Here is a 16995-nt window from a genome sequence, read left to right as displayed (position 1 = left end):
CCGGAGTTCGGGGACGGCGGCCGCCCGCGGGCGTGTTGCCCGCCGACTGTCCGGGCACCGGGCCCCGGGCATCGGCTCCCGGCCCCGGGCACCCGCTACACGGCGCGCTCCCGCCCCTCCCAGTACGGGTCACGCAGCCGGCGCTTGTAGAGCTTGCCGTTGGGGTCGCGTGGCATGACGGTGATGAAGTCGACCGTCTTCGGCCTTTTGTAGCCGGCCAGTTGCCGCGCACAGTGGGCCAGGATCTCGGCGGCCAGCCCGGGCCCGGGCACCTGGCCCTCGGCGGGTTCCACGACGGCCTTGACCTCCTCGCCCCAGTCGTCGTGCGGGATGCCGAAGGCGGCGGCGTCGGCGACCGCGGGGTGGCCGAGCAGGGCGGATTCGATCTCGGCGGGGTAAATGTTCACCCCACCCGAGATGATCATGTCGATCTTGCGGTCGCGGAGGAAGAGATATCCGTCCGCGTCCAGGTACCCGAGGTCGCCGACGGTGAAGAAGTCACCGATCCGGTTCTTCTTCGTCTTGCCCTCGTCCTTGTGGTAGCGGAAGCCGCCGGTGCTCATCTTCATGTAGACGGTGCCGAGTTCGCCCGCGGGCAGCCGGTTTCCGTCGTCGTCGAAGACCGCCAGTTCGCTGATCGGCCAGGCCTTGCCGACCGTCCCGGGCTTCTTGAGCCAGTCCTCGGCGGTCGCGAAGGCGCCACCGCCCTCGCTGGCCGCGTAATACTCCTCGACGCAGTCCCCCCACCAGTCGATCATCGCGCGCTTGACGTGGTCGGGGCAGGGTGCGGCGCCGTGCAGGGCGTGCCGCATCGAGCTCACGTCGTATGCCGCGCGGGTCTCCTCGGGCAGCGCGAGCAGCCGGTGGAACTGGGTGGGGACCATATGGGTGTGGGTGCAGCGGTGCGCGTCGATCAGCGCCAGCATGCCCTGCGGCGTCCACTTGTCCATCAGGACGAGGCGATGGCCGAGGTGCAGCGAGGCACCGGCGAACTGCAGGACGGCGGTGTGGTAGAGCGGCGAGCAGACCAGATGGACATTGTCGTCGAACGGGGTGATGCCGAAGATGACGAGGAATCCGCCGAGGTAGGCGTCCTCGGGCGCGGTGCCGGGCAGCGGGCGGCGGATGCCGCGCGGGCGTCCAGTGGTGCCCGAGGTGTAGTTCATGACCCAGCCCAGTGTGCGGTCCCCGGGTGCGGACTCCGGCTGCCCGTCGAGGAGTTGGGTGTACGACCGGAAACCGTCGATGTGACCGACGGCATGGCGGTGGGACGCCGGCAGCCCTGCCTCGTCCGCGGCGTGCCGGGCCGCCTCGGCGAACCGCTCGTGCGCGATCAGCACCTTCGCCCCGGAGTCGGCGACGATCCAGGCGATCTCCGGGCCGACCAGGTGGTGGTTGACGGGGACGAGATAGAAACCGGCCTGGGACGCGGCGAGATACGCGGTGAAGAACTCGACGCCGTTGGGGAGGACCACGGCGAAGGCGTCACCGCGCCGCAGCCCCGCCGCGCGCAGCCCGTGGACCAGTCGGTTGCTCGCGGCGTGCAGCCGGCCCGCGGTCCACTCCTCGCCGTCCGGGGCAATCAGGACGGTACGGTCCGGGTCGGCGGTGGCCTGCGCCCAGAAGCCGTTGGGCGGTGGGGAGTCTTGGGTCATTCGCTGTCCTCCTCGGGATCAGGCGCGTCCGGCAATGCGGTTGATGCGGTCGATGGCCCGCTCGAAGCCACGGGTGAGGTCGTCGAAGACGGCCTGTACGCTGCGTTCGCTGTTCATCCGGCCGACGATCTGGCCGACCGGGGTGCCGAGCAGCGGCTCGACCTCGTGCCGCTGGATACGGGAGTTGGCCTCGGCGACCAGCAGCCCCTGCAGCGGCATCGGCAGGGGGCCGGGACCGTTCGGTTCGTCCCAGGCGTCGGTCCATGCGGTGCGCAGCTGGCGGGCGGGTTTGCCGGTCAGGGCGCGGGAGCGGACGGTGTCGCCCGGACCTGCGGCGAGCAGTTTCGCGGTCAGCCGCCGGGAGTGCAGATCGGCTTCCTCGGTGGTCAGCCAGAGCGAGCCCAGCCAGACGCCCTGTGCGCCGAGGGCGAGCCCGGCGGCGATCTGCTCACCGGTGCCGATACCGCCCGCCGCGAGCACCGGCAGCGGGTCGACGGCGGCCACCACCTCCGGGGTGAGGACCATGGTGGCGATCTCGCCGGTGTGCCCGCCCGCCTCGTAGCCCTGGGCGACGACGATGTCGATTCCGGCGGCCTTGTGGTGCAGAGCGTGCCGCGGACTGCCGGCCAGCGCGGCGACGAGGATGCCGTGGTCGTGGGCGCGCCGGATGATGTCGGGCGGCGGGGAGCCGAGGGCGTTGGCCAGCAGCTTGACCGGATAGTCGAAGGCCACATCGAGCTGGCTGCGGGCGACCTGCTCCATCCACCCGGTGATCCGCCAGCCGGACGCCTCGCCCTCCGCGAGCTGCGGCACCTGGTGTGTGTCGAGGAGCTCGGTAACGAAGCGGCGGTGCCCCTCCGGGATCATCGCCTCGACCTCGGCCTCGGTGACGCCCTCCACCTTCTTGGCGGGCATCACCACATCGAGCCCGTACGGGAGCCCTTCGGTGTGCTCCTGCATCCAGTCCAGGTCGCGCGCCAGCTCGTCCGGCGCGGTGTAGCGGACCGCGCCGAGCACCCCGAACCCGCCGGCCCGGGTGATCGCCGCGGCGACCGCGGGGAAGGGCGTGAACCCGAAGACGGCGTGCTCGACTCCCAGCGTGTTGCTCAGCTCCGTCTGCATGGGGCGAAGGATGCCGCAGCGGGCCGTACGAGGGAAGAGAGTTTCTGATGCAGCGTCAGAAACCTGGCGCCGGGCCCCGGGACGGGCGGCAGCGACCCCCGGCCGTCCCGGGACGCCGGGGCGGCCGGCCCCCGCCCCTCACCCCTCCTCCAGCACCGCCATCGCCGCGTTGTGCCCCGGGATACCGCTCACTCCCCCGCCGCGTACCGCGCCGGCACCGCACAGGAGAACGTTGGGGTGGGTGGTCGCCACCCCCCAGCGGGCCGGGGCGGACAGGGCATCGCCGAGGGCCTCGTCCGAGGGGTCCGCGTACGGAAAGGCCAGATCGCGGTGGAAGATATTGCCGCCCGGCAGGCCGAGTTCGCGGTCCAGGTCGAGGGGGGACCGGGCCTCGATGCAGGGGCGGCCGTCGGCGTCGTGGGCCAGGCAGTCGGCGAGCGGTTCGGCGAGGTGGCGCTCCAGTTCGGCGAGGGTGGCCGTCAGGAGGCGGTCGCGGGTGGTGTCGTTGTCGGCGGTGAACAGGCTCGCGGGGGCGTGCAGCCCGAACAGGGTGAGCGTCTGGTAGCCCTGGCGGACCAGGTCGGCGCCGAGGATCGAGGGGTCGGTGAGGGAGTGACAGTAGATCTCGGACGGCGGGGAGGCGGGCAGGGTGCCGGACGCCGCCTGCTGGTAGGCGCTCTCCAGCTGGCCGTAGCCCTCGGCGATATGGAACGTGCCGGAGAACGCCTCCCGTGGATCCACGCGGGTGTCACGCAGCCGCGGCAGCCGGGTCAGCAGCATGTTGACCTTGAGCTGGGCGCCCTCGGCGGGCGGCGGCGGGGCCTCGCCCAGGAGGCGGGCCAGCTCGCGCGGGGCGGCGTTGACGAGGACCCGGCGGGCGCCGACGGTGCCCTGGTCGCAGGTCACCTCCGCGGTCCGGCCGTCCGTGGCGATACCGGTCACCTCGCAGTCGGTGACGATCTCCGCCCCGGCCTCGCGGGCGACGTCGGCCAGTGCGTCGGTGAGGGCGCCCATCCCGCCGATGGGGACGTCCCAGTCGCCGGTGCCGCCGCCGATGACGTGGTAGAGGAAACAGCGGTTCTGACGCAGGGACGGATCGTGGGCGGTGGCGAAGGTGCCGATGAGGGCATCGGTGAGCACCACACCGCGGACCAGGTCGTCGGTGAAGGTCTCCTCGACCACCTCCCCCAGGGGACGCTCGAACAGGGCGTGCCAGGTGGCGTCGTCGTCGACCGTGGCGCGGAGCGCGGCACGGGTGGGGAGGGGCTCGGTCAGGGTGGGGAAGACGCGTTCGGCGAGGCGCGCTGTGGTGCCGTAGAAGCGCTGCCATGCGGTGAACTCCCGGTCGGAACCGGTGAGTTCGGCGAAGGCGGTACGGGTCCGGTCCTCGCCGCCGCCGACGAGGAGACCGGTGGGGCGGCCGTCGCGGACGACGGGGGTGTAGGAGGAGACGGTGCGTTTGCGGACCGCGAAGCGCAGACCGAGGTCCCGCACGATCTTCGGCGGCAGCAGGCTGACGAGGTAGGAGTAACGGGACAGCCGGGCGTCGACCCCGGCGAACGCCCGGGTCGACACGGCGGCACCACCGGTGTGGTCCAGCCGCTCCAGCACCAGCACGCTGCGCCCTGCGCGTGCGAGATAGGCGGCGGCCACCAGTCCGTTGTGCCCGCCACCGACGATCACCGCGTCATACGAAGTCCGTTCCGGCATGCCCCTTGGTAGCACGCGGTGATCTCGGTCGCCAGGTGCAGGCGGCTGAAACCTTCGCCCAGGTCGGTGCGGCTTCTTGACCGGGCAGGGGGCTGCTCCTAGCGTCCGGCCGTGCTCCGCCCCGGCACCGCGCCCGCCGTCCTCTCCTCAGGCCGTCCCGCCCACCCGTGAGGTGACCCGTGTCCCACTCGTCGGTACCCCGCATCGGCCGCACCTTCGCCGGACTCACCGCCGTCGCCGCCTGCTCGGCCGGGCTGCTCGCGTCCCCCGCGCCCGCCTCCGCCGCCCCCGGCACGGGCCGTGCGCCCGGCGCCCGGCACGCCGCCGGGGCGTATCCGAATCTGGCCCCCAGACCCCCGATGGGCTGGAACAACTGGTCCTACTACATGTGCGACATCAACGAGAAGACCGTCCTCGACAATGCGCGCGCACTGGTCCGTTCGGGGCTGGCGCGGCGCGGCTACCGCACCGTCACCGTCGACGACTGCTGGATGGGCAGACAGCGCGGCCCCCAGGGCGAGCTGACGGCGGACCGGGCGAAGTTCCCGCACGGCATGGCCTACCTCGGGCGGCAGCTGCACGAGCTGGGGCTGAAGTTCGGGATCTATGAGGATGTCGGCACCCTCACCTGTGAGAAATACCCGGGCAGTCTTGGCCATTTTCAGCAGGACGCTGAGCTGTTCGCCCGTTGGAAGGTCGACTACGTCAAGGCGGACGGCTGCAATGTGCCCGTCGCGTCGGGGCACACCAAGGAGGAGACCTACCGGGATCTGTACGGGCAGATGAGCCGTGCGCTGCGGGCCACCGGCCGCCCGATCACCTTCTCGGTGTCCGCGCCGGCCTACTTCCAGTTCGACGGCGACAGCGTCTGGCACCGGGTCATCGACTGGTCGGCCGAGCTCGGCAATCTGTGGCGGGGCGGGCGGGATGTGGCGCTGCAGAAGAGCACACCGGAGGCGAAGTGGTCCTCCATCGTCTACAACTTCCGCTACAACGCGCGGCTGGCCGGCCTCCAGCGTCCGGGCCGCTGGAACGACCCGGACTTCCTGCTGGCCGGCGACACCGGCCTGACGCAGCGGGAGATGCAGAGCCAGATGTCGCTGTGGGCGATGATGGCCGCTCCGCTGATCTCCAGCACGGATCTGGACCACCTGTCCCCGGCGGCGCGCAAGGTGCTCGGGAACAAGAAGGTCATCGCCGTCGACCAGGACACGCTCGGCGTCCAGGGAACCGTCGTACAGCAGGACGACGGCTCCGCGGTACTGGCCAAGCCGCTGAAGAACGGCGACCGGGCGATCGCCCTGTTCAACTCGGGCGACGCGCCACGGACGCTGTCGGTCACGGCCGACGCGGCCGGACTGCCGGAGGCGGACTCCTACCGGCTGCACGATCTGGTCAGCGGCCGTCGTAGCCGCGGCGGCGAGACGATCGTGGCGCGCGAGGTGCCGCCGCACAGCACGGTGCTCTACCGCGTCACCCCGGACTGACCGGGTCACCGCGGACCGCCCCGGCGCATCCGGTGAACCGCGAGCCGCCCCCTACCGCCGGCGTTCGGCGCGCTCCTGGCGCAGTGCCGCGCCCCGGCGGTGGAGGGCGGCCGCCTCGTCCGCACGGTCCAGTTGCTCCAGACACTGGGCCAAGTCGGCGTAGCTGGCGAGCGCGTCGAGATGGGCGGCGCCCAGGACCCGTTCGCGGGCGTCCGCGACCTCGCGGTAGAGGTCCAGCGCCTCGTCCCAGCGGCCGAGCCAGCCGAGCGCCACGGCGGTCTCCCGGCGGCTGACCAGGGTGTCGGGGTGGTCGGGACCGAGCACCCGCTCACGTGCCGCGGCGACCTCACGGGCCTCCACGAGCGCCTCCTGCCAGCGGTTCTGCCGTCCGAGGTTGACGCCCAGGCCGTGCCGGGCGCGCAGCGTCTCCGGATCGTCCGCGCCCTGGGCACGGGTGCAGGCCGCGGTCAGGTCCCGGTAGAGCTCCAGCGCTTCGGCGTTCCGGCCGAGCCGCCCGAGGCTGATGCCGACCTCGTAGCGGGCGGCGAGGGTGTCGGGGTGGTCGGGGCCGAGCGAGGCGGTGCGCGCGACCGCGACGTCCCGGTAGGTGTGCAGCGCCTCCGTCCACCCGCCCAACTTGCCCATCATATGGGCGAGTTCACAACAGGTGGCCAGGGTGTCGGCGTGGTGTGCGCCGAGCACCCGAGCGCGGGCCTCGGCCACCTCCCGGGCCATGGCACGGCAGTCCTCCAGCCGTCCCAGCCGACCGAGGTTCAGCGCGACATGGTGGCGGCAGCTCAGCGAGTCGGGGTGGTCGGGGCCCAGGGCACGTTCACGGCCCGCCAGCACCTCGGCGTAGATCTGGTGCGCCTCGAAGCTCCGGCCGAGACGGCTCAGGGCATGGCCGGCCTCCAGACGGCTGGTGAGGGTGTCGGGGTGGTCGGGGCCGAGGAGCCGCTCGCGTTCCGCGGCGAGCGCTCGGTGCGCCTCGCCCGCCTCCTCCCAGCGGCCCAGCCGGCCGAGGTTCAGCGCGGCGGTGTGCCGGCCGGTCAGCGCGGCGAGGGTGGCGCGGCGGTCGTCCGGCGGAGCCGGGCTGGCGATGCCGGCGGCTGGGGACGCGTCGCCGCGCTGTGGCTCTCTCCCGCCGGTCCAGGTGTCGGTCAGGACCGTGGCGGCCCGGTCCGACGGGTACCCGTGCGGCCACCGGGCGGGGCCGGCCGGGGAGCCGGCGGTCATGCCGCGGGTCCAGGAGGGCAGCCGCCGGGCGGGGACCGTCAGATCGTCCGGGCGGGCCGCGGCGCCCGGCCCGGGGAGCGGATGGCGGCCGTCGGCGAGGCGTTTGCCCAGCTCGTCGGCGTCCCTGGGGCGGTCGTCGGGGTCCTTGGCGAGCAGTTCGAGGATGATGCGCTCGTAGGCCTCGGGAAGGTCGGGGCGGAGCGTACGGGGCGGCTTCGGCTCCAGATCGCGATGCCCGACGAGCACCGCCCAGGCATCGCCCAGGTCGAACGGCGGCACACCGGTGGCGATCTCGTACAGCACACAGCCGAAGGAGTAGAGATCGCTGCGGTGGTCGACGCCGTGGGCGCCGATCTGTTCGGGCGACATGTAGTGCGGACTGCCCATGGCGATGCCGGTGCCGGTGAGGCGGGCGGTGAAGCCGATGTCGTGGCCGAGCCTGGCGATACCGAAGTCGCAGATCTTGACCGTGCCGTCGGCGGTCCGGACGATGTTCGCCGGCTTCAGATCGCGGTGCACGATGGCTTGTTCGTGGGTGTAGGCGAGCGCGGCGGTGACCTGCTCGGCGATCTCGACGAGGTCCGGAATCGGCAGCGGCTGGCGGCGGTTGTCGTCCAGCAGCTGGCTGAGGTTACGGCCGCTGAGCAGCTCCATGACGATGAAGAGGGTGCCGTCGTCCTCACCGAAGTCGTGGACGACGGTGATGCCGCGGTGCTGGAGCGCGGCGGCGACGCGGGCCTCGCGGCGGAACCGTTCGCGCAGCACCTGCAGGAACGACGGTTCGTGCCGCGGCCCCATGGGCTTGAGGCATTTGACCGCGACCTGCCGGCCCAGCGACTCGTCGCGGGCCCGCCACACCTCCCCCATGCCGCCCCGCCCGATGGTGTCGAGCAGCCGGTACCGCTGTTGGATCAGTCTGTTTTCCACCACCATGTATCGCCGCCCCCGTCCCCCGTGGTCAGCCGCGCAGTTCCCCCTGCGTGTCCTGCCCGTCCAGTATGGCGGCGGAACCGCGGAGCTTGTAGGGCGCTGGGCGGGTATCGGGGCCGAGTCGTGCGACGGCGTGCGGGATGTGCCGGGGCGGGAGCTGCCAGCGGACCGTGGGGGGAATGGCGCGAAGGAGGCGGCCGGTGGCGCGGAGCCGACGGGTGACGGTTGCGGACGGGGGCGCGGGGCGCCCGTACAGCTCATGGGCATACGCCGGGAGTGCGCCGTAGGCGAGCCGTGCCACCCGCTGCCAGAGCAGGGCGCGGGCCGGCACCAGAGGCGCCGGGACCGGCGGCCTGCGCAGAAAATCGTCCACCTCGCGGGCCTCGGGGGTCAGCGCCAACTCGGGCCGTACGCGGGCGAAGTAGGCGGCGAGCGCGGCCCGGCTGCCGGGCACGCCGGCCGGGTCGAGGCCGACGAGCCGGGCGCTCTCGCGCTGCTCGCGGAGGTAGGCGTCGGCGTGGGCGTCGCTGACGGGGTAGCCGGAGCGGCGCAGGACGTGCAGGTAGGAGTCCACCTCGGCGCAGTGCACCCACAGCAGCAGATCCGGCTGGTCGACGCCGTAGCGCTCGCCGGTGGCCGGGTCGGCGGCGGACAGCCGGCGGTGGATACGGCGGACCCTGGTACCGGCCTGTTCGGCGGCGTCGGTGGTGCCGTAGGTGAGGGTGCCGACGAAACGGGCGGTCCGCATCAGCCGGCCCCAGGCGTCCCTCCGGAAGTCCGAGTTCTCGACGACACCGCGCACCGCACGGGGGTGCAGCGCCTGGAGGTACAGCGCACGGACACCCGCGACCCACATCATCGGATCGCTGTGCATCTGCCAGGTCACGGAGCGGGGCCCGAAGAGCCCCGGGTCGCCTGCCACTGACCACACCTCCCGCTGCCGGATGCGACGCCTGACCGTAGCCGTCCCCGGAACACCTCGATGACCTGCACTGACGCCGGGTGCCTCAGGGTCCGGCGGGCTGCGGCCCGCCCTCTCCTCGACGTGCTCCCATTCTCGACCCGGCAACGGCTCATCTGCATCATGCGCTCGCCACCCTGCCGTACGAAAGACCCGGTCCGGCCGTCGGCCGGTGGGCAGGGCGCGCTGAGCGCCGTGGCGCCGCGCCGGCCCGGGAGCCCGGACCGGCGCGGCACTCGGTCAGCTGGTCAACTCGACCTCGGGCCGGCCGGGTGAGTGGTCCGCCGTGTGCGTGAGGACGGTGCCGTCGGCCATGAGGGCGGCTTCGTGCGGGGCGGGCGCGACGGTGCGCCCGGACTGCGGAAGCGGGGCGGGGCTCAGGTCCTCGGTGCCGAGGAATATCCGGCGGACCACCCGCTCGGCGGCGTGGCCGTCGTCCCACGTGCAAAAACGCGCGCGGAACGCGGCACGCAGCTCGGTGGCTTCGGCGCCCTTCCAGCGGCCGCTGACGAACGCCTCGATCAGCTCGTCCTCATGGGTGGCGGTGATGCCGGGGGTCTCTCCCGGCTTTCCCGAGAGCAGATCGAAGGTGACGCCCCGCGAGCGGACGTAAGTCTCCCAGTCAACGGCGTAGTTGATGATCGGCCGGTCGAGGTTGGCATAGTCGAACATGATCGACGAGTAGTCGGTGACCAGCGCATCCGCGGCGAGGCACAGCTCCTCCACCGAAGGGTGCCGGGAGACATCGATCAGCGCACCCTGCTCCTGGAGCTTCTGCAGGTGCGGGTCCTGGTCGTAGAAGTAGTGCGTGCGGACCAGCAGGACGAAGTCCGGGCCCAGCTCCCTGGTGATCTTCTCCAAGTCCAGCTGCGGCACATAGCCGACTTGGTAGTCGCGCACCGTCGGGGCGTAAAGGACCGCTGTGCTGCCGGGCGCGATCCCCAGCCGCGCACGGATGTCGAGCACCTCCTGGGCACCCGCCCGGAAGAAGACGTCATTGCGCGGGTAGCCGGCGTCGATCGACTCGAAGCTGCAGGGGTAGACCCGCTCCCACTGCTCGGTGGTGTGCTGGTTGGACGAGAGCGACAGGTCCCAGCGGTCGGCGCGTTCGAGCAGCTTGCTCATGCTCATTCCCTTGGCGGCGGCCGGGTACTTCTGCTGGTCGATCCCCATGCGCTTGAGCGGGGTGCCGTGGTGGGTCTGGAGATGGACCTGGCCCTTGCGCTTGACCACGTTGTCGGCGAAGTTGACGTTGTTGACGAAGTACTTCGCGCGCGCCATCACCTCCCAGTACCGCTGGGTATTGACGACGACGTGGTCCATGCCGTCCGGCACGGTGTCCACGAGGTCCTCGCGCACGACCCACACCCCGTGCAGGTGCGGAACCAGTTCCTTGGCCTTTTCGTAGATCGCGAGCGGATTGCAGGCCGGGGTGCGGTTCCAATACGCGCTGAAGACCGCGAGGTCGGGGTCGAGGGGACGGCTCAGCTGCATCCGGTAGAAGGCCGACGAGGCACGCTTGCTCATGGCGCGTTGGGCCTTGCGCCAGCGCTGCTCACCGCTCTTCCGGGTACGGCTCATCAGATTCAGGGCCTGGAAAGCGCGGTAGGAGCCGCGTTCCAGTGCCTGGAACTGAAGGGCGTCGACCTCCTCGGGCGGGGTGAATCCGGCGGGCTTGTGCCGCCGGTACATCGCTGCGGCGCGACGGAAGAACTCCGGCCGGTCCTCGACGAGGACCCGGCTCTCCCGCGCGCCGGTGAAGAGGACGTGGCTGACCATTCGCTCGAAGAAGAGCGGCCGCAGGTGGTCCAGGTCCGGGCGGCTGTCGAGAAACTCGAAGAGCCGCTGGTACTGCTCGAATATGGTGAAGTGCTTGCGGCCCGGCGTCTTCATGGAATTGCCGTGGCGGCGCTGGCGGTATTCGACGCAGGCATGCTCCAGGCACACCGCACGCTCGGCGGTGAGCATGGTGGTATAGACCATGAGGGCGTCCTCGTAGAGCCCGTCGGTGTACCGGAATCCGTTGTCCACGAAGAAGTCGCGCCGGAACGCCCGGTTCCACACCACCGCGAACATCTGCAGGAACTCGGTGCGCTCAGCGGGCTTGAACACCTCCGCCCCGGCCTCCGAGAGGAGTTCGCGAGCGGCACTCGGCTTGACCGCGTGCCACCAATACGTACGCACATGGTCGAAGAGCAGGAGGTCCGGGTCCTCGGATGCGCCCAGGCGGTCGGCCATGGCCCGCAGCGCGCCCGGAGTGAGGGTGTCGTCGCTGTCGAGGAACAACAGATAGTCCCCGCCGGCGCGTTCCACTCCCGTGTTGCGGGCCGCGCCGATGCCACGGTTCTCCTCATGGCGCACGGTGATCACCCGCGGGTCGCGGGCAGCGTACTCCGCCAGGATGTCACCGCTCCGATCCGGCGAGTGGTCATCGACCGCGATGACCTCGAAGTCGGTGAAGTCCTGCCCCAGCAACGAGTTCAGGCAGGCGCGAAGAAAGCCCTGCACGTTGTACACGGGAACGATGATGCTGAAGCGCGGGGCGGATCTGAGGCCCGTCTCGGGCATGGCGGGGTTGCTCCTAGAAGGTGTCGGCCTCAAGACGAGGGCCTGAATTTTTTGCGACCATGGGTGGGACAACCGGTAGCGCGGAAAGGTTGCGCCCGGCCTGCGTTGATTCCCTGTTGTGCCCATCACACTCCGGGGCATCGGTGGGACGGTCGCGTAGGGCCTGTCGGGAAAGTGGAACCTGGCCGGGCCGGAGCTTCCCGGCTGTTGGCCTTGAAGTGGGGAGGGAACCGTGACTGCTCGTGTGCAGACCCGGGTATCGGCATACGCGATCGCCATCGAGGACGAGCGGCTCCTGCTGACTCGCCTGTCGGAGGCTTCGCCGATCTTCACTCCAGGGCTGTGGCACTTGCCCGGCGGGGGGATCGACTACGGCGAGCAACCCGTGGAGGGACTCGCGCGTGAGCTTCATGAGGAGACGGGACTTGAGCTCCTTGATGCCCGGCTGCTCGACGTACGGTCGTACGCCGTTCCACGGCACGAGGTGAACTGGCACCTCGTGGCGCTGTTCTACGCCGTTGATCTGAAGGCAGGACCGCCGGCGGTAACGGAGGTCGACGGCTCGACCGACGCGACGCGGTGGATACCCCTGTCCGAGCTGCAGGACTCCGCGCTCTCACCGGCCGCTGCTGATGGCCTTCGCCTTCTGGACGGTCCGGCACCCGGCTCGGAGCGCCACCCCATCACAGGCTGAAACTCAGATGCCGGGGGCCAAAGGGCCGGTCACAGCCACTCGTTGAGGACCGCGAGCAGTACGGTCGCCGGCTCCGGCCGGGCCACTGGCCATGCGTCAGCACGTTGCCAGGCGTCTGTCGACATGTTGCCATGAGGCGCTGCTCAGCCCCGCGGTCTTCGCCGCCACCGACGTCTGCCGGGAGGCCGGCCTCACGCTTCCCGATGCAACCGTCCGCCCGGTGTCCGAGGACGACGTCTGGGACTTCACCGACGTCGCCGGCCTGCCCGTCCCACTCGCGCTCTGCACCCGCCGCTTCGACTTCACCGCCATCGCCGACGACGATGCCGGCTGGTCGCCAAGGAACTGGTCCTGGCCATGCTCGCCCCCGGCACCCGGCGGTCGCTCCGCTGCCCCGGGCACATCGCACCACCCTGCACCTGACCAGCTGCGCGGGCCGACCGGACGAGCTCACCCGGTTCTGCCGGTGGCGCATCGACCACCAGATCGCCACCCCGAGCCTGGCCGCCCGCGCCGCCAAGTCCCTCGTCGAGCGGGCCGCGACGCACGCCGAGCGGTGGTCGGTCGGACCACGCGCCGGTGACGGTGGAGTACGACCACACGGTCTGACGCCGCGTCGCTTGTCGGTATCGCCGGGCTGTGCCGGGCCGGGCGGGGCCGTCGGTAATGGTGCGCAGCTCGGCGGACTCCCGACGGGAGTGCCCCGCTCGGCGGTTGGCACACAGCGGTCCCTGCCGGCAGGGCGGACACCTGCCGGCAGGGACCGGTGACGGACGGTTCCCGTATTCACTTCCACTGCATGCTGCTCCGCGGTCTCAGGAGCCCGGCTGTGTCCCGGCAGCCTCGCCACGGGTACGTCGCGAGCCTTCACGGTGCCCGGCGGGCGGCGCGAGCCACCCGCCGGTGCTGCCCGTGCGGGACGACCACTCCGGCTCCTACTCCTACTCCGCTACCGCGAGCAGGTTCTCTCCCCTCGTTCGCCGGTCGATCCGGTCAGCCCACCATGTCCAGCAGCGCCTGCAGACGGGAGCGGGCGAAGCCGCGCAGCTTCTCATCGAGGTCCCCGTCCTTCCCGAGGGCCGTCTCCAACCTGGCGAGCTGCTCGACGATGTCCTCGTCAGCGGGCGCCCAGGCGTCACCGAACTCTTCGAGCAGGAACCGGGCGAGCTCGTCCGGTGCCCGGTAGTCGAAGACCAGGGTGGCGGGGAGGGTGAGGCCGGTCTCGGTCGCGAGCCGGTTGCGGAGCTCCAGCGCGGTCAGGGAGTCGATCCCCATGTCGCGGAAGGGCCGCTGGGAGTCGATGTCCCCGCGGCGGGTGTGGCCCAGGACAACGGCGGCGGCAGCCCGGATGACCTCCAGGAGTTCCTGCTCGCGCTCGGCAGGACTGAGCGCGGCCAACCGGGCCGCCAAGCCAACCGCACCCGTGTCCGCAGCAGCAGCCGCAGCCGCGGTCGGGCGGGCGGGGACGGCAGCGGCCAGACCGCGCAGCAGCGGAAGCAGCGGTCGTCCCGGGCGTGACAGTGCCGTCAGGTCCAACAGAGCCGGGACCGCCAACGACGCACCCAACGCGGCGGCGGCGTCGAAGAGCGCCAGGCCCTGCTCCGTCGTCAGCGGCTCGATGCCACCACGGCGCAGGCGGGACATACCGGTGCCGTTGAGATGCCCGGTCATCTCCGAGGTCTGAGCCCACAGGCCCCAGGCCAGCGACTGACCGGCCAGGTGCCGTTCCCGGCGGTAGGCAGCGAGCGCGTCCAGGAACGCGTTGGCGGCGGAATAGCCGGCCTGTCCCGGATTGCCCACGATGGCTGCGGCCGAGGAGTACAGGACGAAGCCGGCCAGGCCCGCGCCCTCGGTCAGCTCGTGCAGGTTCCACGCCGCGTCGGCCTTGGCGGCCAGGACGGTCGCGATCCGCTGGGGTGTCAGCGACTCCACGGTGGCGTCGTCGATCACACCGGCGGCATGCACCACCGCGGTCAACGGCCGCTCGACCGCGATCCGCGCCAGCACAGAGGCGAGAGCGTCGCGGTCGGCGGCATCGCCGGCCTGCACCCGCACCTCCGCACCCGCCTGTGCCAACTCCGCTGCCAGGCGGGCCACGCCCGGTGCGGCGGGGCCGCGCCGGGACATCAGGACCAGGTGCCGCATGCCGCGGACGTTGACCAGGTGCCGGGCCAGCTCTCCGCCCAGCGTTCCGGTCCCGCCGGTGACCAGGACGGTGCCCTGCGGGTCCCACTCGGCGGGGACGTTCAGTACGACCTTGCCCAGGTGCCGGGCGGCCTGCAGGTACCGCAGCGCCGCCACAGCCTGGGACAGCTCGAAGCTCGTTACCGGCGGCGGGGTCAGGGTGCCCGCCTCGAACATCGCCCCGAGTTCGGCCAGCATCTCCGCGACTCGCGGCACACCGGCATCCATCAGGTCGAACGCCTGGTAGACGACCCCGGGGTAGGCCTGGGCGACCTGCTCGGGGTTCCGGATATCGGTCTTGCCCATCTCGACGAACCGGCCGCCGCGCGGCAGCAGCCGCAGCGACGCGTCCGTGAACTCCCCGGCCAGGGCGTTGACGACCACGTCCACGCCCTCGCCGCCGGTCACGGCCAAGAACCGCTCACAGAAAGCCAGATCACGGGTGGAGGCGATGTGACTCTCGTCCACGCCCATCGCCCGCAAGGCCTGCTGCTTGGCCGGGCTGGCGGTCGCGAAGACCTCCAAGCCCCATTCCTTGGCGAGCTGCACCGCAGCCGTACCCACACCACCGGTCCCGGCGTGGATGAGGACTCGCTGACCGGGACGACTCTGGGCCAGATCCCGCAACGCGTAGAACGCGGTGAGGAACCCTACCGGCACTGCCGCGGCCTGCTGGAAGGACCAGCCCTGCGGGATCGGGGCGAGCAGTCGGCCGTCGACAACCCCGACCGGCCCCCAGTTCGGCACCAGACCCATCACCGGCTGCCCCACAGTCAGACCGGTTACTCCGGGCCCGGTCTCCAGGACGATCCCCGCGCCTTCTCCGCCGAGGACCCGGCCGTCGGAGACCATCCCCAGCCCGGCGACGACGTCGCGGAAGTTCACGCCCGCCGCACGCAGACCAACCCGGACCTGACCCGCCGACAACTCGGCGCCCGCCTCGGGAGCGTCGACAACAGCGGCACTGCCCAGGTCACCCGGCTGGGCGACCTCAACCCGCCACCCCGAACCACCAGGAAGCACCAACTCACCGGACGCACCGGCCCGGGCCAGCCGTCGACCGAAGGCCGCGACTCCCCCGCCGTCAGTAGCGGGACGGATGCGGACCTCGAACTCGTCGGCATCCAGCACCGCGGCCAGAACGGTCTCCACGTCGGCGTCGTGAGTGGGGTCCAGGCCGGCTGACGGGTCGACATCGACCAGCAGCAGACGCCCCGGGTGCTCAGACTGCGTCGAGCGGATCAGGCCCGTCACCGCCGCGCCGGCCAGATCCTGCCCGGCGGCCGCGCCCTGGGTCCAGATCAGCAACCGCGAACCGTCGGTCTCGGGGTCGGCCAGCCACTGCTGCACCCAACCCAACACCGTCGCGGCAGCCTGCTGGGCCGCCTGCGGGGCCGAAGCTCCGGGGGCGGCAGTCGGCACTGCCGCAACAACCACCGGAGGCACCTCGGAGCCGACCGACTGGCAGTGCCGCACCCATTGCACTGCGGCGGCCGGGACCTGCGGCAGCGGAACCCAGTCCACCGTGAACAGCGACTGCCAGGCTTGCCGACCAAGCCCAGCGAACTGACCGGCCGAGGCCTCACGCAGCACCAACGACCGGGCCTGCAAGACCGGCTGGCCGGCACCATCGAACGCCGTGACCGAGATCCCACCGGGCCCAGGGGCCAGCACCACTCGCAGGTGGCGGGCACCGCCGGCCAGCAGCCGCACCCCCGACCACACGAACGGCAGTCCCGTCCCCCCACCGTTGCCGCTGCTGTTGCTGTTGCTGTTGCTGTTGCTGTTTCCGGCGGCCAGGAGACCGTGCAGGGCAGCGTCGAGCAGGGCGGGGTGCAGGCCGAACCCGGCAACATCCGCTTCCGCGGCCTGGGGCAGCTCGACCTCGGCATAGACGGTGTCCTCGGCACGCCACACCTGACGCAGCCCCTGGAACGCCGGCCCATAGCCGTAGCCCTGCCGAGCGAGCCTGTCGTAGGCGTCATCGACCGGGACCGACTCCGCGCCGGCCGGAGGCCAGACATCCAGCGGGGCGGGGACGGGCTCACTGCCAGCAGGAGCCAGCACACCAACGGCGTGCCGCACCCAACTCCCCTCCCCCTCGCGCGACGAGACGGTGACCGTTCGCCGACCACTGTCGCCGTCACTGTCACCGACCTGGATCTGCAGCTGCACGCCACCGGAACCGGGAAGGACCAGCGGCTCCTGGAGCGTCAACTCCTCCAGGGCGCTGCACCCGGCCAGGTCCCCGGCGTGGACCGTCAGGTCCACGAACGCCGTGCCCGGCAGCAGGACCGTGCCGTGGACCGCGTGGTCGGCCAGCCACGGCATCGCGGCCAGCGACAGACGACCGGTCAACACCAGACCGTCACCCTCGGCCAACCACACCGCCGCCGCCAACAACGGATGCCCGACCCGCTGCTGACCAGCCGACGAAGCATCCCCACG

9 protein-coding genes and 1 pseudogene are annotated in these 16995 nt (G+C 71.5%); 3 read left to right on the top strand and 7 right to left on the bottom strand.

Annotation, left to right across the window (positions count from 1 at the left end; genetic code table 11):
• Positions 1-95 precede the first annotated feature (95 nt).
• From ACGFWI_RS32960 to ACGFWI_RS32950, 3 genes are all read right to left on the bottom strand, one after another.
• Entirely contained in the window at positions 96-1655 is a 1560-nt protein-coding gene (locus ACGFWI_RS32960; RefSeq protein WP_393909716.1) for an acyl-CoA synthetase, read from the bottom strand.
• An 18-nt stretch (positions 1656-1673) separates the two neighbouring features.
• On the bottom strand, positions 1674-2777 hold the full coding sequence (locus ACGFWI_RS32955) for an NAD(P)H-dependent flavin oxidoreductase (protein WP_393909715.1): 1104 nt from the start codon (positions 2775-2777) through the stop codon (positions 1674-1676).
• A gap of 138 nt (positions 2778-2915) precedes the next feature.
• On the bottom strand, positions 2916-4487 hold the full coding sequence (locus ACGFWI_RS32950; RefSeq protein WP_393909714.1) for a phytoene desaturase family protein: 1572 nt from the start codon (positions 4485-4487) through the stop codon (positions 2916-2918).
• A 179-nt stretch (positions 4488-4666) separates the two neighbouring features.
• Here ACGFWI_RS32950 and ACGFWI_RS32945 point away from each other — a divergent pair, with 179 nt between their 5' ends.
• Entirely contained in the window at positions 4667-5974 is a 1308-nt protein-coding gene (locus ACGFWI_RS32945) for a glycoside hydrolase family 27 protein (RefSeq protein WP_393909713.1), read from the top strand.
• A gap of 51 nt (positions 5975-6025) precedes the next feature.
• On the opposite strand, the gene ACGFWI_RS32940 is transcribed toward ACGFWI_RS32945, so the two are convergent.
• The 3 genes from ACGFWI_RS32940 to ACGFWI_RS32930 all read right to left on the bottom strand — a co-directional run bounded on the left by ACGFWI_RS32940 (position 6026) and on the right by ACGFWI_RS32930 (position 11669).
• Positions 6026-8140 (bottom strand): tetratricopeptide repeat protein, encoded by a 2115-nt coding sequence (locus ACGFWI_RS32940; protein ID WP_393909777.1) that lies wholly within the window; start codon positions 8138-8140, stop codon positions 6026-6028.
• 28 nt (positions 8141-8168) lie between these two features.
• The gene (locus tag ACGFWI_RS32935) at positions 8169-9014 is read right to left on the bottom strand and encodes an oxygenase MpaB family protein (protein WP_393909776.1); all 846 of its coding nucleotides are present in this window, start codon (positions 9012-9014) and stop codon (positions 8169-8171) included.
• A 327-nt stretch (positions 9015-9341) separates the two neighbouring features.
• Positions 9342-11669, bottom strand: coding sequence for a CDP-glycerol glycerophosphotransferase family protein (locus ACGFWI_RS32930; RefSeq protein WP_393909712.1), 2328 nt, complete (start codon positions 11667-11669; stop codon positions 9342-9344).
• A 232-nt stretch (positions 11670-11901) separates the two neighbouring features.
• Here ACGFWI_RS32930 and ACGFWI_RS32925 point away from each other — a divergent pair, with 232 nt between their 5' ends.
• Positions 11902-12363 carry an NUDIX domain-containing protein gene (locus tag ACGFWI_RS32925; protein ID WP_393909711.1) on the top strand — a complete coding sequence of 154 codons (462 nt, stop codon included), beginning with the start codon at positions 11902-11904 and terminating at the stop codon, positions 12361-12363.
• A 467-nt stretch (positions 12364-12830) separates the two neighbouring features.
• Positions 12831-12972 (top strand): annotated as a pseudogene (locus ACGFWI_RS32920) (exodeoxyribonuclease III); the annotation flags it as partial.
• Positions 12973-13356: 384 nt separating this feature from the next.
• On the opposite strand, the gene ACGFWI_RS32915 reads toward ACGFWI_RS32920, so the two are convergent.
• Positions 13357-16947 (bottom strand): SDR family NAD(P)-dependent oxidoreductase, encoded by a 3591-nt coding sequence (locus tag ACGFWI_RS32915; RefSeq protein WP_393909775.1) that lies wholly within the window; start codon positions 16945-16947, stop codon positions 13357-13359.
• Between the last annotated feature and the right edge of the window lie 48 nt (positions 16948-16995).

This window comes from Streptomyces sp. NPDC048434, assembly GCF_043200375.1.
Classification (GTDB): domain Bacteria; phylum Actinomycetota; class Actinomycetes; order Streptomycetales; family Streptomycetaceae; genus Streptomyces.
Note: the sequence above shows the minus strand (reverse complement) of the source record. Positions and strands in the feature narration are given on the sequence as shown.

What these genes read in the sequence shown, in the direction of transcription:
- ACGFWI_RS32960 (WP_393909716.1), bottom strand. Translation starts at nt 1,655, where the DNA reads ATGACCCAAGACTCCCCACCGCCCAACGGCTTCTGGGCGCAGGCCACC.
- ACGFWI_RS32955 (WP_393909715.1), bottom strand. Translation starts at nt 2,777, where the DNA reads ATGCAGACGGAGCTGAGCAACACGCTGGGAGTCGAGCACGCCGTCTTC.
- ACGFWI_RS32950 (WP_393909714.1), bottom strand. Translation starts at nt 4,487, where the DNA reads ATGCCGGAACGGACTTCGTATGACGCGGTGATCGTCGGTGGCGGGCAC.
- ACGFWI_RS32935 (WP_393909776.1), bottom strand. Translation starts at nt 9,014, where the DNA reads ATGCACAGCGATCCGATGATGTGGGTCGCGGGTGTCCGTGCGCTGTAC.
- ACGFWI_RS32930 (WP_393909712.1), bottom strand. Translation starts at nt 11,669, where the DNA reads ATGCCCGAGACGGGCCTCAGATCCGCCCCGCGCTTCAGCATCATCGTT.